We start from the raw sequence: 26,134 nt of genomic DNA, 5'->3' as shown, positions 1-26,134 counted from the left end.
CCTTCAGATAAGTTGTTCAGCGGTCATCAGGGGCGGGAAGATCACGCCGTTGACCTTTCGCTCGTCCCCGATTTTCTTCATGTGAACGATCATGTGAATGGTGGCCCGGATGTCATCGACCACCTCTGACTTTTGGACGGTCGGAGATCCACGCCGCACCATTTTGCTTATGCGTCCAATGGCATCTACGGGCGAGTTGGCGTGCATGGTGCAGACAGATCCGTCGTGACCGGTATTCACCAGTTCCAGGAACATATTCGCGTCGTCGCCCCGGATTTCACCGCAGATGAGCCGATCCGGGCGGAGCCGCAAGGCGGATTCCAGCAGCTTTGTTGGTGATCGAGGGCCATCTTCTTCTGATCGGTCAGCAAGCAGATCGACAGAGTTGGGTTGCTCAATGTCCAGCTCGGCCACTTCTTCAATCGTCACGATCCGCTCGCCCGGATCGACGCGCTTTAGCATGGCATTGAGAACAGTGGTTTTGCCCGACGATGTGCCGCCCGCAATAATCACGTTCCATTTGCTCTGCATCGAAAGGTTGGCCAGCTCGTCAAAGCGCATCGTGCCCGCTACGAGAGCCCGCCGTGCATTCTCAAGCGCGCTGTGATCGTTGCTTTCGGCTAGTGCGGCCTCTTTGCTGGCAAAGCTGAATGCGCCCAGGTCAACGGTTTTTACGCGGAGCAGACGGATCGCCACGGACCCCACGCCGGTAGTTGCTGGCGGGATGACAACCTGCACCCGCGCTTTGCCCTGTTGTGTCGGCACGTTGGCCGTCGCAATCGGCTTCTTTTCTCCGAATGTCACATCGCTGAACCCAGCCACACACCTCCCGATATTCTCTACGTCGTCCCTGTTCAGAGTGATGTCTGTCCTGATCATGCGGGTTGTGCCCATTTCTTCGACCCAGACAGATCCGTCAGGGTTCACAGAAATCTCACTCAGGCTTTCATCGTGCAACAGATGTTCGATCTTGCCTGTATAATATTCCAGAAGACCATTGCCGTTTCGCCCGCTCATTAGAAGCTGTCGAACACGACGTCGCGCTGCAGGATTGCGTTGATGCGACTGCCCTGATCGACAAAGATTGTCGGCGTAATGCGCAGGTATTCATCAAGCGCCGCTGCCGTGGCGTTCTGCAGGTTAGACCCCACTTGTGTTGCCAGATCAGTCCGAACTGAGTTGTTGCTATCGCTGTCAGAGACCAGCGCCACAGGGGCAATTCCGATGATGGACAACAACGCGGCGGTGCCGAACCGCTTACCAAAGTGTGTGTTCACCCTGCCGGTCGCACCTGTGCGGCCCTGACCGTCCGTGCCAGCCGATCCGATCTGAGCGGAAAGGCCATCAGGCGTGATGACACGGCTCCAAACAATCATGATGCGCGTTTGCGCCAGCGTCGTATCCGCCCGATACTCGCCATAGAGCTTCGATCCACGCGGGAGCAGCAAACGCGTACCGTCCATCGAGTAGACGCCACGCGTGATCGTTGCCACCACGCTACCCGGCAATTCCGAGCTGACAGCACCGCCGAATACCGCCGACAACACCGTGCCTTGCGTCAGAGTGCGCGACGGATCGTCAATGATCGAAGCCCCGACGATGGGCGGGTATTCTTCGACCAGATTGTTTTGCCATGTCGTATTCGGGTTTTCCTGATAGCCGCGCTGTTCTTCAGGCAAGCGGGTGTCGTCTGGCTGGACGTGAACCGGCTGCGGGGCAGGGGGGAAGGGCTGGAAAATCACCGGCTGCGATCCGCTGTTAATCGGCTCGTAGTTTTGGCCGGTGCCATCCTGCGCAATCGCGCTTGAGGCCAACGTGACCAGGACGAGGGTAAGTGCTGTTCTGTTCATCGTCAGCTCCACTAGTTTCTGCCGTATGGGTTTTCATCAAACACGATGCCGTCTGACTGGTTTTGGCGTTCGCGCATCCGCTTGAGTTCTTCAAGCCTGCGCCGCTCATCATCGGTCAGACCCGTAGTCTGCAAGTGGCTCATGCTGGCAAGTGCCCGTGCCTCAGCATCAGCAACGGCCTGGGCAAGCTCTGTCTGAAACTTTTTCTCGCGCTCGTCGTACCTGACCTGAAGGCGTTCATTGGCCAGAGTGAGCGAAGCGATTTCACCATCCTTTTCGGATATCGCCACTTTTACGTCTGTCAGTTCACCTTGCAGCCCCGCAATACGATCGTTGAGCTGTTCGATAGTTTTCATGGCTTTATCAAACCCGATGAATTCAACCGGCTGTGGAGCTGAGGCGGGCGTTGCGACGGCGATTTCCTCCGGCAACGCGTCTGGTTCGGGTTCGTCTACGTCCGGCCCCCGTGCCGTAAGCAGGCCATAGCGTTCGCCACCGCTGTGCTGCAGGGCATCGACGCGGACACCTGCGCGGCTGTTCTTGGCGTCATCGCCCAGCACAAACCACGCGAAACCAACGAACACGGCACCCGCGAGGGCAACGCCCATGAGCTTCTTGGGTTCAAGCCTTTTCCGGGAACGCAGGGGCGGCTGTTCAGCCGCCACCCGTGCCGCAATTGTCTGCTCACGGTTCATCACTTGCCTGTCCCCGTATGTTTAACTGTCTGTGAAGTGACGGGCCTGCCCGTTGCACTCGCTTGCTGAAACGCGTCGCCATCGTCGCGAACACAGATTGAAGTGTCCTCGATGCGCAGTGTCCAAAGATCTGAAAGGCCCTGCACCTGGATAATGCCGCGCTCTTTGACTGTGGTGTTCACCATCAGCTCACGTCCATCAGGCAGGACACGGAAGATACCCGGCAGCTCCGCATCCTGTGGGATCTGCATATAGGTGTGTACGCCATCATCCCAAACGGCGGTGGGCGCAAACTCCGCTTTGCCCGACCGCGAGTAGTTTTGGTTGACGAACCGGCCTGTTGGTTTCGGCTCGCTGCGTGCCACCGTGCCACGGCGCGTTGTAGTCCCGCCGCTGTTGTTTTTGTTGTAGAACGTGACCCGGAATGGAACACGTTTGCGTTCGGCGGCGCTCTCAGCCGGAACCAGATAGAAGTTGTATGTCCCGCGATTTGTCAGGACGGTCAGGTTTGAATCCGAGTTCAGGATTTCCGGCTTGAACGCAATAACGCGACCTTCCTGCAGGCGGGTGATCTGAAAACTTTCAGTGTCGCCCGCACCAATGCTGCGGACGGTTTCGCCCTGCGGAAAATGAACATAGGTGATCAGGCGTTCACCCACAGGGATGCGGTACACCTGGTTCTCGACGTAATGGAAATGCGTGATGCGGTGGTCCGCGTTCTTGCCGTCTGGTTGAGGTGTGATTTCCGCAAGCAGGGGCGTAGCGAGTGCCAAGACTGCAGCGGCGGTTGTAAGTGTTTTGAACCTACGCTGCATCAGATGTTCCCCATGGCGTCTACGCGGTAGTTGTTGACAACGAAGCCGAATGGATTTTCCAGAAGCTCATCCATCGACGTCACGATTTTCTCCTCAAACCCGTAAGTCACTGTGACCACGTAGCGGGCTGAGGCCGTTGCTTGGTTTGGCACGATCAGGGACTTGCGGATCTCGACCTGCACCGTCTCATCGTTGACCGGCGACACGCCCAGAATTTCTGTCTGCACCTTTGTCTTGGGCGTATAGATTTCGTCCGGATGGTTGTCGTTCGAGCCGTCCCACAGTTCGCGGTAGGACGTTTCGGCCAGCTCATCAGAACGTCGCAGCACCGATTTCAGGCGCTCGTTGTTGTCCTGGACATCATAGGTTTCCCGGTCCTGCACATAGTTTGCCACCTCGCGGAAGGCCATCGCCTCGGATGGTTCCAGTTCTTCGACCTTTTCAGTCAGCAGCACCGGCAGCTTTGTGTCGGGATCAATGGAGAATGGCACCGCGCGGATTTCCTTCAGGGGAAGGAGCAGCGCCCAACCAATGATGGAGGCCACGCCCATTGCCATTCCGGCCATACCGAACACTTGCCATTTGAAGGCATCGCGGCGTGCGCCCAGAAAGAGTTCTTTTTCGTGATCTGTCACGTGTGACATTTGCTCAATACCTCGGTTTATGAAGTTCTGTCGGCACGGGCTTGTCGAATGCTCTGCCGGTAACGGTCAGCGGCGTAGCTTTGCCGCGCTGCCCCATCCTGATTGCGGGCTCTGTGCGCAATGTCTCGGCGTGCCTGCATCGCGCGCGAGGCGCTATCACGAACCCCGGTCCCGTCGCGGGCTGCGGAGGCCATTGCGGCGGCAGTTTTCCCACCAGCGATAGCGCCACGCGTACCGTCTCTGGCCGTGCCCATTGCGTTTCTGGCTGTAGCGGCGGCACCCATTGCAACGGCCAGGCCCGAAGACGCCGACACGATAGCACCCGACATTCCACCCGCGAGCGACGGGATCTGCGTGAGCATCACGATTGACACAATGCAAATCGCCAAAAACCGGCCACTGGCCTCCATATTGTTCACATCCTCAACAGCGGTCAGTTCGGAGCTGAAAAGGGCCTGAATGAGAGAAACGATGCCTGTCAGAACGACGATGACCATGATCAGGCCAACCGTCGTTTTCGCCCAGGCTGCGAAGATATTAGCTGTTGCCGAGCTGAGCAGCGTTGCGATGAACACAGGCGCTAGACCCAGCAGGACCGCCAGACCGCCTTTTGCAATCAGCGCCATGCCAGTGCCAAAAGCAACGATAACAGCCCCAACAACCCAGAGAATTGCCCCGGTGATGCTCAAGCCCCAGGTCGCGTTTTCAATGGCCTGCTGTCCCATCAAGAAACACTGAAGCGCAATGTCATCAAGTGCTTCCCAGACATTTGTTGTGCCGGTCAATTCTCCCGCAACGTTGTCTGGGAGGCTCGAAATGCCCTGATAAATGGGTTGAAAGAATGACCAGCTTGAAGCCATGCCAATGATGATCGTCGCCCGAATGATCCAGCCGACATAGCCGCCAAACCCGATTTCCCGGATTTGAAGCACGCCGTTGATCAGCATCGCCACGAAGATCAGCGCGGCTATTGCCCAGAGACCGGCTGCGAGATCCGCCGCCAGGCTGTTGTATGCTTGCTGCGAGAAGTTACTAAGCGCATCCTCAATCGAGCTGACGAAGTCCTGGATCACGGCCCACAAGCCTCTTCAATTGCAGGGCGCAGAGCTTCCAGACGGGTCCGTTGCTCTTTCTTCAGCGCGGCAAGGTTGTCGGACGGTTGGGTCCAAAACTCGTCTTGGTCAGCTCCGACCTCCTTTGCCGCGTCCTCTCGGCTCAAACCGCCCAGCGGACATTCGGTGCTGAAGGTCTTGCCAGATTTGCGCAGTTTGCATTGCTCGATGGTGACCTCGTGCGCAGCGATGACCTGTTCATTCAGGATCACCACCGACCAGTTGGTCACAAGAGGCTGTTTGTCTGCGGATTGGCCCGCTTCGGCCATGCGTGCCTGATCGTCTTTGACGAATTGACGACCGTACTCACGCGCGCCCGAGTACCCAAGGCACTTGCGATATTCACCGAACGGCATATCGACCTTGGGTGATGGGCGCAGCTTCAACTGTGCCGATGCAGCCCCCGACATAACGGCGGCGGCTGCAATGGTCAGGATGAGAGTTGAGCGAAGTTTCATTGTGATGTCCCTCGTACATAGTTGCTGAGCGTCGAAAGATCGGCAGCGGTTGCAGCCAGGTCGGTGCCCGATGCCAGAGCATTAGCCGAGGTTGCGCGCAAGATTTCTATTTCAACTTGAAGGAGTTTCATCAAAACCGCCGTGTTGAAGTCGATGGCATCCTTCAGATCTTCTTGTTGACCGATTTCACCGCGCAGTTTTTCGGCATCCTCTGAGAGCTTGCCCGCCATGTCATAGCCCTGTTCGCCAAGGGCCGATGCCATCAAGCCCGCGCCACCGCGCTCTGAGAGAATGCGCCGGGCCGGAACGTCTGACGTGCTGAACTCTTTCAGAACGCCGTTGTTCAGCCCCAGACTGATTGACCTGCGTTCCATCGCCAGCCCGGCCACGCCGGGAAGATCGCCAATCGTGTCTTCGGTTGCATCCAGCGCATAGCCGAGCGTGTCAGCGGCAGTCGCCAGCTTCAAAAAACTGCGGCTATTGAACTCGTCCAAGTCCGTCAGGCCGGAAATGGCCTTGAAGGAGTTTTCCAGCATGGCACGCTGTTGCTCGAGCTTTTCGTATTGCTGCAACAGCTGTTCATACTGGCGGACCATTTCAGCGATTTCTTTGGCCGAGTTGGCGGCGTCCTGTGTAATGGCTGTGGCGTCGATGGTCGGAACACCCTGTGCAGCCGTCATGACGGGCAGGGCGGCCAGAACGGTGACGGCTACAGTGGTGCGAAGGGTTTTCAGGACGTCCATCAGACAAGCTCCAAGTTTTCAGGCGGGGTCATGCGCTCAAAGTCACAGGCGCATTTGCTGCGATAGCCCGAATAGGTGTTGGTGCAGGCTGCAACGGCGGCCAAAACAACAAGGGCAATTACAAAGCGGGATCTCATGTGATTTCCTTCCAGAAGTTGGGGTTTTGTCGCCAGTCGGCATCAGGGAACGACTTGCCGTCTGATCCGCTCAGAACACGAAGCAAGGGGCCGAGTGCGCCGACATCGACATCGAGCCAGACACTCTCATCACCCTTTTTCATAAGCATCACGCGGTCGCCAAAATGCGCCCGCAATGCACCCAGCTCTGCATCGTTCAAACCGATTGCCCGGTAGTCTGCTTCATTGCCGGATCGGGACGGGAACAAGAGCTGCGTGCTGGTGTTTTCCAGGATCGATTTACTGGCCGCTGACGACAGGATGTGATCGGGGATCTGGGTCATCATCATCACCATGACGTTCAGCTTCCGATACGTGGTGTAAGCGTTCTTGAGGATGTCAGCGCCGTAGGGGTTGCCAGCAATCACCCATGCTTCATCAATGACAAAGACTGTAGGTTCGCGTGCAGCACACCGGCGCTCGATCTGGCGCATGACGTAGCTGATCCACGCCAACCGGACCAACTCGTCATCCAGAACCTCGGAAATGTCGAACACAAGATGCCGATCGTCGGAGCCAAAAGGATCTGTGCCACCTTCACCGAACATCCACGACAACCGCCCGTCACCTGCCCATTCACTTGCACGCTTGAAGAGGTTCTTGCCGTCATCAAAGGCTCTGAACCGATCCACCAGTGAATTGAAGTTTTGAAGCTGCGGGGGCAGGGTCGCGTTGGCCTGACAAGCCTGTGCTATCTCGTCTTTCTGTTCAGCGGTCAGTTTTTCGTCGTAGCTCATCAGAGCCGTGACCCAATTCGCCAGCCAGCTTTGCCCCGCCTCATCCCTCTCCGTCTGAAACGGGTTCATTCCAGTGGGTTCGCCCACACGGACGCGGGTGTACTGTGCGCCGAGCGCCCGCATGGGGGCTTCCATCGCCCGGTCCTTGTCAAACGCAATGATACGCGCGCCCTGCGCTACTGCCATCGTCGCCAGCAGCATTGCAATCACGGTCTTACCCGATCCGTTTGGTCCCAGAACGATGGTATGTCCGGAAGGCAGGTTTTCAGCGTCTGAATTGGTCTTGGGCAGGTGCAGCGAAACATCGTAGCTGTCGCCATGCGTGGTCGGGAAAGTCGCCAATGGCCCCGGCCAGGGCAGCTTTTCATCGTCCAACCCATTTGGCCGCATGTGGAACGCAACCATGTCGGCAAAGTTCTGATCTGTGATCAGTTCTTCGCGGGGGCGGAACGCGAAATTGCCGGGGTGCTGCGCGAAATACACCGCCCGCGCCGAGATCGCTTCGCGCTTCACTGTGCCACCCGCAATCTGAATTTCACCGATGATGTGTTTTTCGGCTGTTTTCAGATCTTCCTCTGTCCCGAACACGCAGATCGACAGGTGGTGCTTGCCGAGAGACATGGTGCCGGAGGCAATGCCGTCCGCCAGGATGGACAAGTCCTCTTCAAGAGACTTAGCCTTGTCGCCTGCCGAGCGCATTTGTCCGGACTTGCGGCGTTCCATTTCCTGTGCCTGGGCGCGGCTGATCGGCAGGAACGATTGCGAAATGACGACATCAACCGGCAGATCCAGCCCATCGAAAATACCGGGGAACGAAGCCATTGGGTAATTCTTCAGGGAATAGACACGAATGGAGCGTTCATAACCGTTGCCCGTTACCAGTTTGCCGGTCTTGCCCTGAAACAGCACATCCTCTTGCGGCATATTGAAGGCGATGGGTTCTGCAATATTGGTGTGAATGATCGGCTGATACCGACCATTCAACAGCATTCCATAATAGCCGAGCCAACGCCCCTCGCTGAGCTTCAGCCGGCGCACACGAGCCTCACCCAACGTGCCCGCCAGTGTTGTGAACACACCGTCGAGCTGTTCCATCAATTCGCGGCGTTCCTCGTCGATCGTTCCTGACGACATGCCGAAGATCTGTTTTGCGCGTTCATCCTGCCGCCTTTGGAGAATGGCGCTGATGATGATTTTGCGCTCTTTCAGTTCAGCATCGAGTGAGGCTGTCCGCATGGCTTCTGCCACAGCACCAGCAAAGCCGGTTGTGTCCGTGATGACATGCCCCGTCTCAGCGGGAACGGTCACTCGATGAACGTAGAATGCGACCTCATTGGGTGTTGTCCGCAACACGCGCTCAAACCGTTCGGCAAGGAACTCGAACTCGTTTTCGTCCAGCGTGTTTGCGTTGATACCGGTAATTTCTGCAGCGGCGATCAGACCACCGTTGCGCGTGGAAAAGACCTCATCGTCGACGACATAGCCATACGGCAACATCTGAAAGAGGCTCATTTCATCCTTGCGCCAGCTCGGCTCGATCAACGAGCGGGCAAGGGTCCACATGCCTCGGGCTGCAGGCTTAGGCACTATAGTAATCTCCCCCGTGGTGCTGACGGTTTTTGGTGCGCGGAGTTTTGGAAAGGGTTACGGACAGGACGCGGAAGAAAGCCGGTTCCCATTCGTAAAAGAGGCGAAGCCCGGTGTAGAAAACAAAACCCGCAATGACTGCTGGCGCTATCCCGAACATGAAGAACGAAAGCATGGTCATCCCAAGGATCACCAGCAGATAGATTACGGGCAGGCCGCCCCATTCCGCGGGGCGGTTCAGGCCGCGAAAGACCGTGTTTCGGCGCGGCATCAATCAGGCTCCGATGAACGTATCAGCGAGGCCGATAACGGCACCGACAACAATTGCGACCACTGGTCCCTTCAGAGAACCCCAGCCGAACACATAGGCCAGACAGCCCCAGATGAAGCCGACAGCGGCAAGGCTCACGCCAACAACCTTAGAGTCGGCCAGTGTTTCGTTGATGAAATCGCCAATGGCATCTTGCAGCCAGCCAGCGGAGGCCGGTGCAGCACTAACGACAATCAGAGCCAGCGCGAAGAACGCGGTCTGTTGGATGAAGTGGGTTCTGTTCATGAGGAAGTGCTCACTTTGCTTCGGATGATCCGCACGTAGTTGCGGGTTTCGGTGAAGGGGGGGACGCCGCCATATTCGACGACGCGGTGAGGCCCGGCGTTGTAGGCGGCAAGCGCCAGCTTCCAGTTTCCGAACGCGCGGTACTGCGCCGCCAAATAGCGGGCACCACCGTCGAGATTTTCTGCAGGGTTCCTTGGGTTCACGCCCAGGTCTTTTGCCGTTCCCGGCATGAGCTGTGCAAAGCCATAGGCACCTTTGGGTGATAGGGCGTCTGCCCGATACCGGCTTTCCTGCCAGACCAGAGCCATGAACAACTCGGCCGGAATGTCATGCCGATCCGCCGCTGCGTGAATTTCTTTGACGATCCGGTCCTGCGACCATCCACCCGAGGCTTTGCGAGGCCGCGGTGCCTTGCCCGCAATCTCGATCTTTTCCTGTGGCTTGGGTTTTGGTGCTTCTGGCTGTTCGTCAAGCAAGTATTCACGCATCCGGATCGGACGAACGATGCCGTCAACGATTTCTGCCCGCGCACCATTCAGAAACACGCTGCCATCGGGCTCGTATTCGATGACCTGTGCGGTGACGTCGGTTCCGACGAGCGCCAACAAAGACCAAATGGCGTTGAGCTGGCGTCCGTTTTCAGTGAAGATTTTGGAAAAGCTGCTCACGAGTTCGCTCCCGCAAATAGGTCAGCAAAGTTTACATAATAGTCATTACGAGGCATAAGGTCGGACGCTGCGGAGACGGAGGATTTCAGGGCTTCGACACAGCGCAACGCCCTTCACAAGCTCCGCACCAAGCCGTTGTGCAGCTTGGGCCTCTCAGCCTGAAAGTTTGGCTGAAATGTCGGGATGCCCCGTTCGCCTCAAGCGCCAGTCTGCGCTAAGCGGTCGGAGGTGCAGACAGGTTGTCCAGGGTTGCACCCATTGACTCTGCTTCGGTGCTGTCCGATCTAGGATCGGCATCTAGGACTACTGTTTTTACCATAGTACAGTTCTCTTTTGATGTTGGAGGAATGCCCGGATGGATTTGGGGCGTTTCTTGTCCTGTCGGTTGTTGGCGCAATCGACAGGACCGCTCATTGCTCAGTTATTTCGCTCCATTTTCTGCAAATCGTCGCTCAGTCCTTTCGTCTAGCCGCACCAGGACCCGCGTTTGCCGCCCGAATAGGGTCGCGCGAGACCTTCGGACATCAGAGTTTTCCCTATCTCCTGACCACCTGAACGTCCGACCGCGAGGAAACGGTCATGCACGTCCAGGTCTGGTTGGATAACCAATTCTATCTGCCCACTGGTCTGAATGATCTCCGTCAGGCGGTCTTTGGCTTTCAGACCCAATGCTCTCTCGGCCTCACATTGTGCGCGGAAGGTCTCAGGTGTGTCGAAACCGATGAGGCGGTAGCGGTCATCACCGTGGTCGATGGTGTCTCCATCAACGGCAATCACCTCGGATGCGCTCAGGGTCTTTGTTTGTTGTGATGGTTCAATCCAGACCGCAACAAAGAACAAAGACGCGAGTGTGGCACTGAGAAACAGGAGCGTTTTCATGCGCCCTGCCCCAGTTCATGGTTCAACAGCGCGTTTGCGTGAGACCGATCAGGTCTTGGATTTCGCGTCCAGAGCCTGAGCTGCTTTGAGACCCTCAGGGCTAATGGACTCGATCGTGTAGTCCGATTTGACGCAAAGAATGCGCCCATCCCCGAATTCCTGGTGATGCTTAAAAAGCCCCGGCCAAAGATCGAACTCTCTGGGCTCTGCGCCTGCACGAGAGATCTTCGACTTGCACAATGCCCCGACATAGTTCGGAGAGCTGTAAATGCAGTGGTACTTTGGTCGTCCAAGGGAAGCGAGTCCGATAAATTCGTAGCGGCATGTAAAGGGAACCTGATCTTCTTTCAGGCCCCGAACCATCTCAATGGTTACCACAGTGTATTGTCTCTTATTGTCCGCCATGACGACCCCCTATGAGCCGCCTTCTACATCCAAAAGTTGTGGACTAAAACACAATCTACGTCAATATAAGAAAACCCGCCAATATACTATATTAGATTGTCAGGAGTATATTGGCCGGATATTGCTTAAGCGATTCGCAAGCAGGAGAGACCATCTTGAAACACTCAAAATCCGGAAATAGAACTCGCGCAAAGGCCCTTGCAGTTGCACTCGCTGCACTGCCGGCCACGCAGGCCAGTGCCTATCCAATTGACTGTGCCATATTCCTTTGCCTCGCCGGAGGTTGGCCAAGTTCGACTGATTGCGTCGCAGCCAAGGCGGAGTTCATTCGACGTATCACCCCCTACCCAGTCGAGCCGCCGCTTCAACTCTGGCGCTGTCCAATGAATGCAGCACTAAGCGCGTCAGGTCTCAGCCCAATGGAAAGATTGGACGCCATCAAGCGCACCAGTGCCAATCCCGATCCGGAACTGCCAACACATATATCCTCCGAGCCACTGCTGCTGGAGGCTGCGACTTCAGCTGAGGCGGCTCATGATTTCTTCGAACTATTCTCTGATACATCGCAGGCCACGCCGGTCAGCGTCGGTCCCTCTTCTTCTGATTTCGAAGTTGTCAGATCCATCAGGGTTTGGGACGTGCGACACTACAGCTATCGCCGTCGCTCACGGGAGGGAGATTGCGAGCGATCGCTGGATCTTGTTGTCGGCACCTATGACGACAACGCGAGCTTTCAATGGTCCGATCGCGCGCCTGCTCCAATCCCAGCCTGGCTGCCACTTGGCAATCGTTGCGAGCCTCCCAGCTACTTTCGTGGCGTCGGGGTGGAATGGACCGACACATTTGGGATCAGCGATTACGAGTTGGTCAAATACTGAAGGGCGGGCTCATCATCAGGATGCGATGATCCTGGCTGAGCTGCAGAAATTGTCGACTGCATTTGCCCACAAGGCAGTCTGGCCCAGAGGAAATACCCGACCCCAATAACAAAAAAACCCCCGCAAGGCGGGGCCTCAGCGGGGATCTTCTTAAGTCACGTTTGATCACCTGATTTATAGGAAACTCCCAAAAACCTGACAAGGATAAACGCATCTGTGCGAACGATTTTTCTTTGTCTAATTGCTGAGGTTCGCCCCGCTTTGCTTCGCAAACGAGAAACAGATCATGAAGGAAATCCACTCTATTCAATTTGCCAACGCGCGACACTGTGCAGGTCTACCGGAATCACGCCCAGTGAGGTCGAAGCCATGAGTTTCCGACAGATCTCGACCGCCCGACTTCAAGACCCGAAGCGCTTCCACAACGGCCTGCCAGATGGCTGGAATCGGGACCGGTTTCGGCAACTCTGCGTCTGCTACGCACAGTTCAGAGGTGCATCGGCGCAGTGTATTCGCACCTTTGAGCTCATCATCGATATGATCTCTCCAAACGCGTTTCGTGATCCGTCCCAGGAACCTTTTTGCTATGCCCGTCAGGAAACGCTGATTGCCAGGCGTGGCGTGACAGATCGGACGATCCACAATCACGAACGCACCCTGGAAGCCATCGGTCTCATTGAACGCAGGCTTGGGGCCAATGGCGCACGATGCAAACGTAAGGGGCTTGGCCTCTTCCTAACACCCGCCCTGAACCTCATACCCGAGATGCTCGACGCGGAAGCACAAAACAAGGCAGACAAGAAGCAACATGACGCGCTGCGCGGGGATCGGTCGCGCCTTTACCGATATGTGAAACACGGGCTGGCGGTTCTCGTTTCACTCCCCTGCCCTCCTAAAGGCGCTGATATCATGATGGATGAGTTTCGGTCCTGGCCGCGTTCTGACAAGCTGAAATACATGTCCCTGGATCAGCTCAAATGCCATGTTCAGGCCGCTCGTAACCTTTGGAAACGTATCGAAGATCATGTCGCAAAACCCGGTGAAATTTCGGGTGCGCCCGAAGCTTGTTTCGGGTCCCATATACAAGACCAAATTGAAGAAACAATTCTGTCCTGTAACGCTGATGGCGAGAGTTCAATGCCCTCGGCTGAAGCCTCGGAACCAGATTGTTCTGGCTTCGGGCCTGACGGCCCTGCGCATTGCTTAGAAAGCAATCATCCGACGGATGCGGCAGCGCACAAGACCCAAAAGCTACCGCGGGTGAATAACCGTATTCTCTATGAGCTGGCTTCACCCGAGCTGCGCATGCATATCGATATTGCTGGTGGCGGCGATCAGAACCCCACCCCGACACTCTACGCGATCGAGGCCGGTGTTTGGTCCCGGCTGTCAGAGATCAATACAAACATCTCCGCCTGGCATGAGGCGATCAATCGACTGACGCTCATGGGTGCGATCCTGGCTGGAGTGATCACAGACGCAAGGCTGAGTGATCCGAAACTGCCGCTGGTCGTCAATCCGGGAGGATATCTGCGGGGCATGGTTCAGGCAGATGAACGCGGAGAGTTGAACCTGATTTCCAGCTTCATGGGGCTGCTGGCGCGAAGAGCGCGGGAGGAAGACCATGGGCTTCGTTAGGGCGGAAAGGATGTTTCACAACCCTATGAGGTTTGCGCTGCCAGCTTTTCAAAATCACGTGCCTTATCGGCAGGTTTCCGCTCTGTTTCCGTCTTCTGAACAGAACTGTATTCAAATCTGTGATTGGCTACGGGAATTCCCGAGTAGCTTGCTCAGCTTTAGGTTGCTATGCGGCCTCGACGGCGACGCGGAACAGAAAGACAGTCTATGAAAATTGCGGATATTGGCAGGTCTGAGTTGGATTTTCGGCAAACCGGGGAGGCACGTCTTCAGGAGATTTGCCACAGGTTTGGATTTGAGAACGCCTCTTATGCCCATATCGACAAGTCGCAGAACATCGTTCACGGCTGCACCACGTTTTCGGCTGAATGGACCCGACACTATGTCGAAAACGACCTGATCCTTTCCGATCCCCTCATTCGGTTCGGCGCCACTATGATCGCTCCGATTGATTGGGCAGCATTCGACAACCAAGCGGACTATGCAGCGCTCTTTGAGGCCGCCAGACGGTTTGGCGTTGGCCGCAACGGCCTGACTATTCCGGTCATCAATCCTTTTGGTGAGCGTGGCGTGTTTACCGTCACATCCAATGTACCTCGTGCCGAATGGGAGGCATTGATCGCGACAATGCTCCCTGCCCTGCGCCACGAAGCCCAGATACTGCACCTGCTCGCGCTAGACGTCATCGAAACCGTCTTCAACTTTCCATCGGACTCCCTGTCCGGTGATGAGTTGGATGTCCTGAAGATGCTTGCGTCGGGTTTGGTGCCGTCTGTCATTGCCAGGCAGACGGGCAGCCACTCCCGAACGGTGGATGCGCAGATATCTTCGATCACCACCAAGCTGAAGAGCCGGACGATCGAACAAGCGGTTGCGCGGGCTGTCAGTACCGGATTTCTCAAATGGAGCGATTTTTTTGCAGACCCGGTGGCAGAACTGGTCGATATCGAACATCGGACGCTCTGCGGCGGGATCGTCCGTTGGTCCGGCAGAACACACGAACTAATCGCATTTGAAGAAGGCCGACTTGTACGAAGTCTCGAAAGCTTCCAATCAGTTCAGGTCGAAAATCTGTTGGTGGAATTTGGCCTCAACAAGGCTGAAATTAGCGAAGTGTTCGGAGATTCAGACGATCAAGCCCTATGGATCAGATATCTGTAAACCAGGCCGGCGGCGCCCTTCTTCGCAGTATTAGAAAGTGCGGATTTGCAGACTTCACATAATTGCTATTACGACGCCCTACCGTGTACCCGCAAAGTTAAAGTGTCACTCTCATGTGCAATGATAACAAGCATAATGATCGGGCTTGTGATTAGTGTTGCGCCGCTGGACAAGCGGTCAAGCAGTTGGTGCATTCGTTTCAGTGGTTGAAACTGGTCACGTTATTCCGACAGAAACCGGCGCTGCACTTCGGCTTCCTGCTGGCGCATTAGGGTCCAGGCAATCTCCATATGGCCGGCCATAATGGACCGCGCCAGCTCTGATTCGCCGTCCCGCAACGCTGCGACAAGCCGCTGCTGATGATCACGGCCCTGCTTCCAAAGTTCGGTATTTGGCGGCGAGTAAAGTCGGCGATAAACCGTCAGGTCCGCCAAAAGATTGACCATGAAATCAATGATGAAACCAAGCAGTGGATTTTGCGCTTGTTCTGCCAAAATGGCGTGAAATCGAAGTGACGCAACATGTTGTTCACGTTCCTCATCAGCGCTGGTTGCAGGTTCGCGATACTCCGCGATGTTGTCTTCAAGCTGGCGCAAGACGTCCTCAGACAAATTTCCTGCAAGCGTTGCTGCAAGCTCTGGCTCCAAGGTCAAACGCAACTGGTAAATGTCGCCGATCGTGAGATCCTTGAAGTAGAAATAATTCCCCAACAATGCCTTGGCACGCTGTTGGCTGACTTCGTGCACAAAGCTGCCACCGCCCGGTCCGGTGCGGGTCTTGATCAGGCCCTGCGCCTCCAGCACCCGCATCGCTTCGCGGATCGTGCCTTTGGCCATTCCGAAACGTTCGATCAGATCCGCCTCGCCGGGCAATCGATCACCGGCTTGCAGCCCCTGCTCTACCACCCAGTCTTTGATCGCCTCAGCGACCTGGACCGGTCTGCTGAGCCTGGGTTCAGTCTTGGATCGGATGGTGGCAGGCGGCAAGTTGGTCTTCTCCCACAGGTTCAAGTTCTGGCTCCTGCGTCCGGCACAGATCGGTCGCATTCGGACACCGTCCCGCAAAGGCGCAGCCCGGAGGTGGATTTAGCGGGTCCGGAAGCTCAGTTCCCTTTTGCTCGGGTGCGGTGAGCGGACGGCCAACAACTGGCGCGCTTTCAGCCAGCAGTTTTGTATAGGGATGACGAGGATTTGCAAAGATGCGCCTGGCATCTCCGATCTCGACCACCGAACCAAAATACAGCACCATGATCCGGTCACTGACCGCCTCAACCACAGCAAGGTCATGTGTTATGAAAAGGTAGGTCAGACCAAACTCTGTTTTGAGGTCAGCCAGCAGATTCAAAACCTGCGCCTGCACCGAAACATCCAGCGCCGAAACCGGTTCATCCAGCACGATGATCCGGGGATTGGCGGCCAATGCCCGCGCAATTCCGATCCTCTGCGCCTGCCCGCCCGAAAACTCATGCGGGTAACGGTCAAGGAATTCTTCGCGCAAGTTGACCGAGGCGAAAATCTGCGAAATCCGTATATCGCGCTCGGCCCTCGGCATCCCGTGAAGCCGCTTGAGCGGCGCTTCCATCACCTGACGGATGGTTTTTCGCGGGTTGAGGCTGCTGTTCGGGTCTTGAAACACATATTGTATCAGCCTGCCGAACTTGGCCGGGTCGGCGGTATCAAGCGCCTTGCCTTCGATTTCGATGGTCCCTTCGCTGGCGTCCAACAAACCGACCAGCATTCGCGCCAATGTGGATTTGCCGCAGCCGGACTCTCCGACGATGCCCAGTGTTTCTCCGCTTTGGACCTGAAACGACATCGGCCGCACCGCGCGCACCCCTGGCAGCGCTGCGCCAAAAAGCGGTTTTTTCAACGCAAAGGTCTTTGCAAGCTTGTCCACCTTGAGCGCAGGCATCAGATCGCCTCCTCGGGGTAGTGGCAACGAACCGCGCGAGAGGTATCACCTTTCAACATCACTTCGCCCGTTCGGCACATGTCTTGCGCCTTTTCGCAACGCGGGGCAAAGGCGCAGCCCGGCGGAAGGTTGTCGACAAGTGGGGGCAATCCGGGGATAGCTGCCAATGCGCGCTGTCCACCACCTAATTCCGGAACGCAGGCGATCAGACGCTTGGTATAAGGGTGGGCTGGCGCTTCCAATACAGATGGCGTCGGACCCTCCTCAACGATCTTTCCGGCATACATGACAGCAATTCGATCGCAGAGCTGCGCGACTACGCCAAAGTCATGCGTGATAAAGATGATCGCCAACCCACGCTCGTGCCGCAAATCGTCAAGGAGAGAGAGGATTTGAGCCTGAACGGTGACGTCAAGGGCGGTCGTCGGTTCATCTGCAATAATCACGTCGGGTTCATTTGCCAGAGCCATCGCAATGCCAACGCGCTGTCGCATTCCGCCCGATAATTCGTGCGGGTAATTGTCCACCCGCGCCGCGGCGTTCGGTATGCGCACATCCCTGAGAAGCTGTACGGCCCGAGCCCGCGCTTCGGCCTTTGGGATATCGTGATGCGACTGGATCGCTTCGGACAGTTGTCGCCCAACGCGATAGAGTGGATGCAAAGTAGATAGTGGATCCTGAAAAATATATGCGACGCGATCACCGCGCTTCTGACGCAGGCTCTCATAAGAAGCGCCAATCAGATCCTCGCCCTGAAACCGCACCGCGCCGCCGGTAATCACGCCGGGTGGGGACGCCACCAGCCCCATCACGCTTAGAGCCGTGACCGATTTTCCCGATCCACTCTCCCCGATGACACCCAGGCATTCCCCCGCTTTGACGGATAAAGAGACACCACCGACGGCTCGATACACGCGGTCGCCAACGTGAAACTGGGTCTGCAAATCCTGAATTGCGAGTAGATCGTCGGTTGGTGCCGGGACTTCCCCCTTGCGCTCAACCAACGTCATGGCACGTGGACGGGACAGTGCCCCAGACCGCAGCCGCGGGTCGAGTGCATCGCGCACTCCGTCGCCGAGCAGGTTTATCGACATAACAATCAGAAAGATCATTATCCCCGGAACGACCGAGGTATGCGGGTGTGAAATAAGGGCAGACCGCGCCTCGCCCAGCATTGATCCCAGGTCGGCTTGCGGCGGCTGGCTGCCAAGGCCGAGAAAGCTGAGACCGGCGGTTTCCAGGATCATCCAGCCGACAGTCGTCGACATGGCAATGATTATGACCGGTAGCACGTTAGGCAGAAGTTCGGTCAGGATGATACGAATGTGCCCCATTCCTGCAAGCCGCGCAGCATCAATGAATTCACGCCCAGCCAGCCCGACCGTGACCCCGCGAATGTTTCTGGCAAAGAACGGAACGTTCACGGCCGCAACCGCAATCAGCGCATTCATCAGGCCCGGGCCCAAGGCAGCAACAATTGCCAACGCGAGCAATATATACGGAAAGGCCATCAACATATCGACGCCCCGCATGATGATGTTGTCGGCACGACCGCCAAAATATCCTGCGACAATGCCAATGGCCGAACCGATCGTGGCCGCAATCAGGGCTGCGGCTATACCAACCGCGAGGCTTAGGCGCGTGCCATGTAAAAGGCGGCTGAGCAAATCCCGTCCCAAATGGTCGGTACCAAGCAGATGGCCTTCAGTGAACGGCTTTTGAAATCGATCCGCCGTGGCCGTGATATCCGGGTTTTGTAGCGGCAGGACCGGCGTCAGCAACACCAGGATCAGGATCACGCTCAGGACAACCGCGCCCAACGCCGCCAACCGGTTGCGAAACAACAACTTGAGAAAAGCCGTCATGTCTTGATCCTTGGGTCAAGCAAGCTCTGCGCAACATCGACCGCGATGTTAAACAGCACATAACAGGCGGCCACGAACACCACGCCGCCCTGTACCAGCAGAAGGTCGCGCTTGAGGATCGCATCGACCAGCATTCGACCAACTCCGGGCCACTGAAAGACGATTTCGATGTAAACGGCACCAGACAGAACGAACCCTGCCTGAATGCCCAGTACCGGGATGATCGACACCATGGCCGCGCGCAATGCGTGGCCCATGATGACGCGACGCTCAGGAACTCCCTTCGCGCGAGCCGTTCGTATGAAGTCCTGACGCAAAACCTCCAACATGGCCGAGCGCGAGAGGCGCGCAATAACGCCAGTTGCTACGGCGGCCAGCGCCAGCGCAGGCATAATCAGGTGACGCAGCAGGTCAGGCAGATCACCGCCGCCATAGATGGCATACATGCCCGACACCGGCAGCCAGCGCAGATTCACCGCAAACAGCAGGATCATCATCATGCCGAGGAAAAATGAAGGCACCGAAATGCCGATCAAAACAACAAATGTAATGATCTTGTCAGCGACGCCGTATTGGCGAGCAGCCGAGACCACCCCAGCGAGAATGCCCAGCACCGAACACAAAACAAAGGCCGTGCCCGCCAGTATCAGCGTCGCATTGAACCGTTCCAGCACTTCGTCGATGACAGGCCGGTTCAGCGAATAGGAACGACCGAAATCACCAGTCAGCATGTTGGTGATCCAGATGAAGTACCGGGTGATTACAGGCTTGTCCAAGCCAAGGTCGCGATTCAGTTTTTCTACGTTCTCTGGCGTCGCATAGGAGCCAAGGATCGCCGTGGCCGGATCGCCGGGAATCAGGGACATGATCAAGAAAACAATGATCGTGATCCCCAACAGGACAGGGACAGCCGATACCAGACGCTTGACGATGTAACCGCCCATTCTGCCCTCATTTGCAGACGCAGAGGGCCGGAAAATTCCGGCCCCTGACTTTAAGGTTTAGTTCTTCACAACACCTTGCAGGTGCAACAGGAATGACGGCTCCAGACCAAAGTTCTCAACCCGGTCATTGGTAACGGCATTCTGCTTCCAGTTGGCAACAAAGACCCATGGGGCATCGTCCTGCACAATGGCCTGCATTTCGCGGTACAGTCTGGCACGCTCATCCTGATCGGTGGCGGTACGCGCAGCCTCCAGCAATTCGTCAACCTTTTCGTTGGCGTAATAGCCCGAGTTGAACCCCCCCTTGTCAGGCCAGGCTTCCGAGCGCAGCGCCAGATATGGTAGCGTATCTGGATCGTTGGTCATCCATGCCATTTCGGCCATATCCGCTTTGCCTTCCAAGCCGGGATTCACCTCTCCCAGGAATGTATTCCATTCATAGGTCTCGATGTTGACGTCGAAGCCCACCGCTTCCAGATCAGCCTGAATGGCGGTTCCCATCGGCACCGGATCCAACATGCCCGAACCACCTTCGGTGACATAGAAAGTCAATTCCGCTCCATCCGCGCCGGCCTCGGCGATCAGAGCCTTGGCCTTTTCGGGATCATAAGCGTAGGGGTCCAGTTCTTCGTTGTATGCCCAGGCAAATGCCGGAGGAGTTGGACCAGCCGCAACCGTGGCTGTACCTTCCAGCACGTCATTGACGATCGCTTCCTTGTTGATCGCGTAGTTTGCAGCCTGACGCACGCGTTTGTCGGCGAATGGACCTTCCTTGGCGTTCAGGATCAGGAACCAGACATGTGGTCCGGCCTGTTCAGCCACCGAAAACGCGTCACCTTCGAATTGGCCCAATGAAGTGGGCGGAACTTCGACCATCAGGTCGATGCCCCCTGCCAGCATCTCGGCTACGCGGGTATTGGCATCGGTGATCGGGCGGAAGACGACAGCCTCGGTTCCCGCAGGCTCGCCCCAGTAACCGTTGTTACGCTCTACAACAACTGCCTCGTTCGAACGCCATTCACCGAACTTGAACGGACCGGTGCCGACGGGGTTGCGGCCAAACTCTTTGCCGTTCGCCTCAACCGCAGCAGGCGATACGATCAGTCCGGTCGGATAAGCGAGGTTCGACAGGAAGGGCGCATAAGGCGCGTTCAGTGTGAACTTCACCGTCATGTCATCTACGACCTCGGTCGATTCCACCGCTCCAAAGAAAAAGCTAAGCGGGAATGGACCAGTGTCATGATACGGATGGTTCTCATCCAGCATCCGGTCGAAATTGAATTTCACAGCCTCGGCGTTGAACGGCGTTCCGTCCTGGAATGTCACCCCCTCGCGCAGCGTGAATGTATACTGCGTGCCGTCTTCGCTGATATCCCACCCGGTCGCCAGCGCAGGCTCTACTTCCAGCGTGCCGGATTTGTACCGGGTCAGTCCTTCGTAAACGTTCACCAGAATTCGGAAATCATTCACCGCGGTCACGGCCGCCGGATCGAGCGATTTCGGCTCTGCAATCTGACCGACGATCAAAACATTTGGTGGCGTTTGCGCAATTGCGGGGGACGTGACAGCGCCGACAACCAACGCCGTACTTGCGGCAGCGGCCATCAGACCCCGTCGGGTCCAGGTCTTGAACAACATTATCATTCTCCCAGTTGGCATGGCACAGCTTATTTATCATGATAAATTGCACCGGTCAATTTTTCATGATAAATAGCGAAGGATGTGAATACGGGAGCGATATGACTTTTTCAATTCTTGCACGTGATCCTGTGTCTGGCGCCATTGGTGGCGCAGCTGCGACCGGCTCGTTATGTGTTGGCGGCTGGGTTCTGCGCGGCCACGTTTCAGCTGGAATGTCAGCCAGCCAGGGTGCCGCGCCGTCAACAATCTGGGGCGAAGACGTCCTGACAGCAATGCACAACGGGGCCTGTGCCGCGGATGCTGTGGAACACATCTCCGCTGCGGATAACGGCAGAGCTTATCGTCAATTAACTGCACTCGATCTGTTTGGGCAGACTGGTGAATTCACCGGGGCTTCCAACGAGCCAGAGAAAGGCAGCCTTGCTTTTCACCATGGAGTGGTCGCCGGAAACTTACTGGCCAGCACTAATGTTTTAGACGCGATGGTCGATCGGTTTGCTGAAACCGAGGGGGGACTCAGCGACAAGCTTCTCGCGTCCTTGAGGGCGGCCACTCAAATGGGCGGCGACAGCCGGGGACTTTTATCCGCGGCGTTATTGGTACTGCACCCCGACAAACCGCCTCTGTCATTGCGGATTGACTATGACCCTTCCAACCCGATTGCAGCGCTTGAAGACTTGTATGGGAAAGCAACAACAGGCGCGTATTCCAGATGGACAGAACAAGTACCAACCCCCAACGACCGGGAGCGCATCCTTGATTGATTGGGGTGCACGCGCCGAAGCTTTGCTGAACGAACTTGCGGCTTGTTCGGAACCTGGCCCCGGGGTGACCCGCCTGCCTTTTACCGCCGAGCATGATGCGGCTCTCGAGTTACTGAAGGCCGAAATGTTCAAGACCGGTTTGACTGTACGCCTCGACGACGCGGGAACACTGGTGGGACGGCAAGACGGGCCACCTGGCTGCAAGACATTGTTGCTGGGATCTCATCAGGATTCAGTTCGTGAAGGTGGCGCATATGATGGGATCATGGGCGTTGTCCTGCCAATCCTCGCCCTACAAAAACTTCAAAGCGAATGCACCGAACTGTCATTTGGCGTAGAGGTTCTTGCCTTTGCAGATGAAGAAGGGGTGCGGTTTCCGACCGCCCTCATCGGATCACGCGCGCTGTCCGGAACCTTTGACCCGTCAACTCTGGAAATGCGCGACCTGCAAGGCACGACACTGATGCAGGCAATGCGTTCGTTTGAATTGAACCCCGAGAAGATCAAAGCACTCGCCCGAGATCCAGAAGACATCATTGGATTTCTCGAAACGCACATTGAACAGGGCCCGGTTCTGGAACGCGAAGATGAGGCTGTTGGTGTCGTCACAGCTATTTGCGGCATCGAACGGCATCAGATCATCCTGACCGGAGAAACCGGACACGCGGGTACCCTGCCAATGCAGGGACGGAAGGATGCCCTTGTCGGCGCAGCAGAGATCGTTTCAGAGGTGAACAGAATGGGGCGCGAAACGGCTGATCTGCGCGCCACTGTCGGTTCACTCACGGTGGAACCAAATGTCGTCAATGCGATACCGCGGATTGTACGGCTGACGGTCGAAATTCGCTCTCCGCTGGACGGAAACCGCCTGCAAGCAGGTCAGGACTTGCATCAATTCGCTCAATCCATAGCTGTGAGTATGGGTTTGGCCATCGAGTGCTCGGTAACATATTCCCAGGAAGCCCAGCCCTGCGATGCCAGATTGTCATGTGTCTTGACAAATGCAGTCAGATCCAAGGGAGTCAAAGGGTTGTCATTGCCCTCAGGCGCAACGCACGATGCTTCGGCAATGGCCGATCTGTGCCCGGTCGCGATGCTGTTCGTCCGCTGTCGTGATGGTGTGAGCCACAGGCCCGAGGAGTTTGCACCCTCAGAAGATCTGGGTGTCGCAATCGACGTTCTTGCCGAGTTTCTCAGGTCTGTTCACTAACTACAGTTAGCGCGCTGCGACCACTATAGACTCCACCAGATACTCGGGGGTTGCCAGCTTAGCCTCGCCGCAAGCACGGGCCCGTGCGTGCCCCTCTGGCACCCACGCGTCCCAGACAGCATTCATTTCGGCGAAATCCTTCATATCGGCCAACCAGATGGTCGTTTGAAGTATGCGTGTCTTGTCGCTGCCAACCTCGGCAAGCAGCGCATCGACTTTGTCGAGGCAATCCTGCGTCTGCCGCGCGACCGGCGCACCTTCGGTGCCAACCTGACCTGCGAGATATATCGTATCGGGTACGGTTAACCGTTGGATCAGGACGAACAGCTGCTTCTTGAATTCACAAAAAAATATTGCGGCGCTATGGTTTTCCGTCAGCGGCCCAAATTGCACCACGGCGAATGATCTCAGCGACCTGAGGCTGTTTCAAATCGTCCAACTCATGCCCGATTGAGCAATAGAAAACGCGACCCTTATCCCATCGGCGCTTCCAAACCACCGGGATGACTGTCCCCTCGATCCACCACAGATGATCCCCGGAAAAGGTTGTGGTCGCTAGTACGTCATTAGAGGGATCAACCAGCATGTAATACTGCTCGGTTGTCAGACGAAAGCTTCTGATCCCTTTAACGATTGGGTCATCGGGTTTGCAGATGGTCACATCATAATCGATGTAATCCTCGCGAGGTTGAAGGTTATCAGGCCAACCCGGCGGATGCGCAACAAACTGACCTCCGATCAGAAAGTGATAGGTGGGCCGATCGCGGAACGCGTCGCCCATATGGCCGTGCCAGCCCGCCAACCCGCACCCGTCCCCGATCAGCTTCAATAACCCGTCTTCCTGCGATTTTGTCATATTCCCGTATTTGTCTTTATGGCCCGATCTGGCGGATGACCAGATCGGTGTGATCAGATCCAGATCGGCCAGTTCATCCGGATCTTCCAGGGGCTCCAACGTGTCGTAAACAGCCACTTCAAACCCGTTTTCCTTCAGGAGCGCCTCGTACCAATCGCTGAATTGCGTGGGGGCATGGCCTTTCCAGCCCCCAACAAAAAGTGCGGCTTTCATCCCGATTGTCCTCGCATGTAGTTGAAGATGGACGCCATGTCGCGGGCATCAAAGCCCTGTGCTTCGGCGTTTTTCAGCACCTGAAAAGTGGTCTCAGCCTGCGGCATCGGCACACCGACATCCTGCGCCAAATCCAGAGCGAGCGCGACATCCTTGCGTGCCAGCGCAACTGTGAACGTCACAGCCTGGCTTGCTTCGTTCAAATAAATAGGGCGGCGGAACTTTAACATCGGCGCCGCAGCCGCAGAGTTTTCGATCACATCAAATGCGAGATCAGTGGCTATGCCAGCGCTCTCGGCAAGGCAGAGCGCCTCAGAGACCGTCTGGTTCAGCCCGTGGATCAGCAAATTCACCGCAAGCTTCATGGCCGCACCGGCACCGGCCTGCCCCAACCAGATGGTCTTGCGCCCCATCGTGTCAAAAAGGGGTGACAGCGTCGGAGCAAGCGAAGCATCGGCGCCTGCCATAATCAGAAGCGTGGCATCTTCGGCGGCGTTGGTTGCCCCGGAAACCGGTGCATCGACAAAGCGTTTTCCGGCTGTCTCGGCGGCCTCCGCAATCTCCGCGACCAATGCGGGGCTCATCGTGCCCATCTCAATCAACGTTTGCGCGCCCGGCGCCGAGATCAGACCTGCATCTCCGAAGTAAACTGCCCGTGCGGCTGCATCATCTGCGAGCATCGACACCGAAACTTCAGTAACACGGGACAATTCTGCAGGAGTGTTGGCAATTCCGCCACCAACACTCTGCGCAAAATCCTGCGCAGGACCGGTGCTGCGGTTCCAGACCGTGACCTCATGCCCTGCCCGGGCGCAGTTGGCCGCCATCCGACGCCCCATGCGACCCAATCCAGCAAAACCAACCCGCATCACGCGACCTGCGTCGAGCCGTTGTCGGACAGGCCCGAGATTGCGCGAACAAGGTTATCCTCGGTCACATCTTCAGACGTGAATTCCTGTGTGATCTGCCCTTGAAACATAGCGTAGATCCGGTCCGCGACGTGCAACACTTCAGGCATCTCCGAACTGATGACGATCACCGCATATCCCTGCGCGGCAAGATCCCGGATCAGGTTGTGAATCTCGGCTTTGCTACCGACATCGATCCCGCGTGTCGGTTCATCAACAATCAGCACGTTCGGGTGCATGGACAGCCATTTGCCGATGACGATCTTTTGCTGGTTGCCACCGGACAAGTTTCCGACAAGTTGCCGCCAACCGGGCGTTCGGATTTCCAGCCGGTCGCGGTATTGATCAAAGATAGAAACCTCGGCCCCTTCGGCCACAAACGGACCAGCCTTGAGATCATCAACCTGAGGCAGGGTCATGTTGTCCCTGCAGTTCATGCCCAAGACCAGCCCCTGACCTTTGCGGTCTTCCGGCACCAGCGAGATACCCCGCTCAATCGCTTCTGAGGGTGAGTGGATGCGTATCTCTTGCCCATCAAGCAGGATGTGTCCGGCAGATGGATCGCGCAACCCAAACAGGGTTTCGGCGATCTCGGTACGCCCCGCGCCGACCAGCCCATAGAACCCGACCACTTCACCGCGTCTGATCTTGAAGCTGACGTTTTGGTACAGATCGCCACAACTCAGGTTGCGCACCTCCAAGGCCACCTCCCCCAATTCGTGATGCGAGACGTTGCGGGACAGGTCCAACTTGCGCCCGATCATCATCTGGGTGACAGAGTCTTCATCCGTTTCGGCTGTGATCGCGGTGCCGGTATGCT

29 protein-coding genes are annotated in these 26,134 nt (G+C 56.6%); 5 read left to right on the top strand and 24 right to left on the bottom strand.

Features of this window, described 5'->3' with window-relative positions:
- Positions 1-3: 3 nt before the first annotated feature.
- The 15 genes from ACXAC3_RS19030 to ACXAC3_RS18960 all read right to left on the bottom strand — a co-directional run bounded on the left by ACXAC3_RS19030 (position 4) and on the right by ACXAC3_RS18960 (position 11,325).
- Positions 4-1,017, bottom strand: a complete 1,014-nt coding sequence (locus tag ACXAC3_RS19030) for an ATPase, T2SS/T4P/T4SS family (RefSeq protein WP_475163769.1) — start codon at positions 1,015-1,017, stop codon at positions 4-6.
- Positions 1,017-1,850 carry a TraB/TrbI/VirB10 family type IV secretion system protein gene (locus ACXAC3_RS19025; protein ID WP_475163765.1) on the bottom strand — a complete coding sequence of 278 codons (834 nt, stop codon included), beginning with the start codon at positions 1,848-1,850 and terminating at the stop codon, positions 1,017-1,019. The genes ACXAC3_RS19030 and ACXAC3_RS19025 overlap by 1 nt, the downstream gene beginning before the upstream one ends.
- An 11-nt stretch (positions 1,851-1,861) precedes the next feature.
- Positions 1,862-2,545 carry a hypothetical protein gene (locus ACXAC3_RS19020; RefSeq protein WP_475163761.1) on the bottom strand — a complete coding sequence of 228 codons (684 nt, stop codon included), beginning with the start codon at positions 2,543-2,545 and terminating at the stop codon, positions 1,862-1,864.
- Positions 2,545-3,360 carry a TrbG/VirB9 family P-type conjugative transfer protein gene (locus tag ACXAC3_RS19015; RefSeq protein WP_475163758.1) on the bottom strand — a complete coding sequence of 272 codons (816 nt, stop codon included), beginning with the start codon at positions 3,358-3,360 and terminating at the stop codon, positions 2,545-2,547. Before ACXAC3_RS19015 ends, ACXAC3_RS19020 begins: the two co-directional genes overlap by 1 nt.
- Complete coding sequence (locus tag ACXAC3_RS19010) at positions 3,360-4,004, bottom strand: VirB8 family type IV secretion system protein (protein ID WP_475163757.1); 645 nt, start codon at positions 4,002-4,004, stop codon at positions 3,360-3,362. The genes ACXAC3_RS19015 and ACXAC3_RS19010 overlap by 1 nt, the downstream gene beginning before the upstream one ends.
- A gap of 17 nt (positions 4,005-4,021) precedes the next feature.
- Positions 4,022-5,077, bottom strand: coding sequence for a TrbL/VirB6 family protein (locus tag ACXAC3_RS19005; protein ID WP_475163755.1), 1,056 nt, complete (start codon positions 5,075-5,077; stop codon positions 4,022-4,024).
- Positions 5,074-5,574 carry a hypothetical protein gene (locus ACXAC3_RS19000; protein ID WP_475163754.1) on the bottom strand — a complete coding sequence of 167 codons (501 nt, stop codon included), beginning with the start codon at positions 5,572-5,574 and terminating at the stop codon, positions 5,074-5,076. Before ACXAC3_RS19000 ends, ACXAC3_RS19005 begins: the two co-directional genes overlap by 4 nt.
- Positions 5,571-6,317, bottom strand: a complete 747-nt coding sequence (locus ACXAC3_RS18995) for a type IV secretion system protein (protein ID WP_475163750.1) — start codon at positions 6,315-6,317, stop codon at positions 5,571-5,573. Before ACXAC3_RS18995 ends, ACXAC3_RS19000 begins: the two co-directional genes overlap by 4 nt.
- The gene (locus ACXAC3_RS18990; RefSeq protein ID WP_475163747.1) at positions 6,317-6,454 is read right to left on the bottom strand and encodes a hypothetical protein; all 138 of its coding nucleotides are present in this window, start codon (positions 6,452-6,454) and stop codon (positions 6,317-6,319) included. Before ACXAC3_RS18990 ends, ACXAC3_RS18995 begins: the two co-directional genes overlap by 1 nt.
- The gene (locus ACXAC3_RS18985) at positions 6,451-8,793 is read right to left on the bottom strand and encodes a VirB4 family type IV secretion/conjugal transfer ATPase (protein WP_475163744.1); all 2,343 of its coding nucleotides are present in this window, start codon (positions 8,791-8,793) and stop codon (positions 6,451-6,453) included. The genes ACXAC3_RS18990 and ACXAC3_RS18985 overlap by 4 nt, the downstream gene beginning before the upstream one ends.
- A gap of 16 nt (positions 8,794-8,809) precedes the next feature.
- Positions 8,810-9,088 carry a VirB3 family type IV secretion system protein gene (locus ACXAC3_RS18980; RefSeq protein ID WP_475163743.1) on the bottom strand — a complete coding sequence of 93 codons (279 nt, stop codon included), beginning with the start codon at positions 9,086-9,088 and terminating at the stop codon, positions 8,810-8,812.
- A gap of 3 nt (positions 9,089-9,091) precedes the next feature.
- Positions 9,092-9,373: a hypothetical protein gene (locus tag ACXAC3_RS18975; RefSeq protein ID WP_475163741.1), complete on the bottom strand. Its 282-nt coding sequence runs from the start codon at positions 9,371-9,373 to the stop codon at positions 9,092-9,094.
- Complete coding sequence (locus tag ACXAC3_RS18970) at positions 9,370-10,041, bottom strand: lytic transglycosylase domain-containing protein (RefSeq protein ID WP_475163738.1); 672 nt, start codon at positions 10,039-10,041, stop codon at positions 9,370-9,372. The genes ACXAC3_RS18975 and ACXAC3_RS18970 overlap by 4 nt, the downstream gene beginning before the upstream one ends.
- Before the next feature lie 465 nt (positions 10,042-10,506).
- Entirely contained in the window at positions 10,507-10,920 is a 414-nt protein-coding gene (locus ACXAC3_RS18965; RefSeq protein ID WP_475163735.1) for a thermonuclease family protein, read from the bottom strand.
- Between the two features lie 48 nt (positions 10,921-10,968).
- Positions 10,969-11,325, bottom strand: a complete 357-nt coding sequence (locus ACXAC3_RS18960) for a hypothetical protein (protein WP_475163730.1) — start codon at positions 11,323-11,325, stop codon at positions 10,969-10,971.
- A gap of 419 nt (positions 11,326-11,744) precedes the next feature.
- Here ACXAC3_RS18960 and ACXAC3_RS18955 point away from each other — a divergent pair, with 419 nt between their 5' ends.
- The 3 genes from ACXAC3_RS18955 (at position 11,745) to ACXAC3_RS18945 (ending at position 15,002) form a co-directional block, all read left to right on the top strand.
- Entirely contained in the window at positions 11,745-12,203 is a 459-nt protein-coding gene (locus ACXAC3_RS18955) for a hypothetical protein (protein WP_475163727.1), read from the top strand.
- 369 nt (positions 12,204-12,572) lie between these two features.
- Positions 12,573-13,841 (top strand): helix-turn-helix domain-containing protein, encoded by a 1,269-nt coding sequence (locus ACXAC3_RS18950; protein WP_475163722.1) that lies wholly within the window; start codon positions 12,573-12,575, stop codon positions 13,839-13,841.
- Between the two features lie 207 nt (positions 13,842-14,048).
- Entirely contained in the window at positions 14,049-15,002 is a 954-nt protein-coding gene (locus ACXAC3_RS18945) for an autoinducer binding domain-containing protein (RefSeq protein ID WP_475163720.1), read from the top strand.
- A gap of 221 nt (positions 15,003-15,223) precedes the next feature.
- Here ACXAC3_RS18945 and ACXAC3_RS18940 read toward each other — a convergent pair whose 3' ends face one another.
- From ACXAC3_RS18940 to ACXAC3_RS18920, 5 genes are read right to left on the bottom strand one after another with little or no spacing between them, the layout of a single operon-like run.
- On the bottom strand, positions 15,224-15,973 hold the full coding sequence (locus tag ACXAC3_RS18940; RefSeq protein WP_475163968.1) for a FadR/GntR family transcriptional regulator: 750 nt from the start codon (positions 15,971-15,973) through the stop codon (positions 15,224-15,226).
- Complete coding sequence (locus ACXAC3_RS18935) at positions 15,957-16,916, bottom strand: ABC transporter ATP-binding protein (RefSeq protein ID WP_475163966.1); 960 nt, start codon at positions 16,914-16,916, stop codon at positions 15,957-15,959. Before ACXAC3_RS18935 ends, ACXAC3_RS18940 begins: the two co-directional genes overlap by 17 nt.
- Positions 16,913-18,778, bottom strand: a complete 1,866-nt coding sequence (locus ACXAC3_RS18930) for a dipeptide/oligopeptide/nickel ABC transporter permease/ATP-binding protein (RefSeq protein ID WP_475163716.1) — start codon at positions 18,776-18,778, stop codon at positions 16,913-16,915. Before ACXAC3_RS18930 ends, ACXAC3_RS18935 begins: the two co-directional genes overlap by 4 nt.
- Entirely contained in the window at positions 18,775-19,722 is a 948-nt protein-coding gene (locus ACXAC3_RS18925; protein ID WP_475163713.1) for an ABC transporter permease, read from the bottom strand. The genes ACXAC3_RS18930 and ACXAC3_RS18925 overlap by 4 nt, the downstream gene beginning before the upstream one ends.
- Positions 19,723-19,779: 57 nt before the next feature.
- On the bottom strand, positions 19,780-21,360 hold the full coding sequence (locus tag ACXAC3_RS18920) for an ABC transporter substrate-binding protein (protein ID WP_475163711.1): 1,581 nt from the start codon (positions 21,358-21,360) through the stop codon (positions 19,780-19,782).
- Positions 21,361-21,461: 101 nt separating this feature from the next.
- Between ACXAC3_RS18920 and ACXAC3_RS18915 the strand changes: the two genes are divergently transcribed.
- Positions 21,462-22,127, top strand: a complete 666-nt coding sequence (locus tag ACXAC3_RS18915) for a DUF1028 domain-containing protein (RefSeq protein WP_475163709.1) — start codon at positions 21,462-21,464, stop codon at positions 22,125-22,127.
- Positions 22,045-23,337 (top strand): hydantoinase/carbamoylase family amidase, encoded by a 1,293-nt coding sequence (locus ACXAC3_RS18910; RefSeq protein WP_475163706.1) that lies wholly within the window; start codon positions 22,045-22,047, stop codon positions 23,335-23,337. Before ACXAC3_RS18915 ends, ACXAC3_RS18910 begins: the two co-directional genes overlap by 83 nt.
- Positions 23,338-23,343: 6 nt before the next feature.
- Here ACXAC3_RS18910 and ACXAC3_RS18905 read toward each other — a convergent pair whose 3' ends face one another.
- The 4 genes from ACXAC3_RS18905 to ACXAC3_RS18890 all read right to left on the bottom strand — a co-directional run.
- A complete protein-coding gene (locus ACXAC3_RS18905) occupies positions 23,344-23,664 on the bottom strand; it encodes a RidA family protein (protein ID WP_475163965.1) in 321 nt (106 codons plus the stop codon).
- 34 nt (positions 23,665-23,698) lie between these two features.
- Positions 23,699-24,406, bottom strand: coding sequence for a ThuA domain-containing protein (locus ACXAC3_RS18900; protein ID WP_475163704.1), 708 nt, complete (start codon positions 24,404-24,406; stop codon positions 23,699-23,701).
- Complete coding sequence (locus ACXAC3_RS18895) at positions 24,403-25,275, bottom strand: NAD(P)-dependent oxidoreductase (protein WP_475163702.1); 873 nt, start codon at positions 25,273-25,275, stop codon at positions 24,403-24,405. Before ACXAC3_RS18895 ends, ACXAC3_RS18900 begins: the two co-directional genes overlap by 4 nt.
- The coding region (locus tag ACXAC3_RS18890) for an ATP-binding cassette domain-containing protein (protein ID WP_475163700.1) at positions 25,275-26,134 on the bottom strand (860 nt) is incomplete at its 5' end. The genes ACXAC3_RS18895 and ACXAC3_RS18890, both read right to left, overlap by 1 nt.

Source organism: Ruegeria sp. ABV4_181, from assembly GCF_056158465.1.
This window is presented reverse-complemented; position numbering and strand designations above follow the sequence as displayed.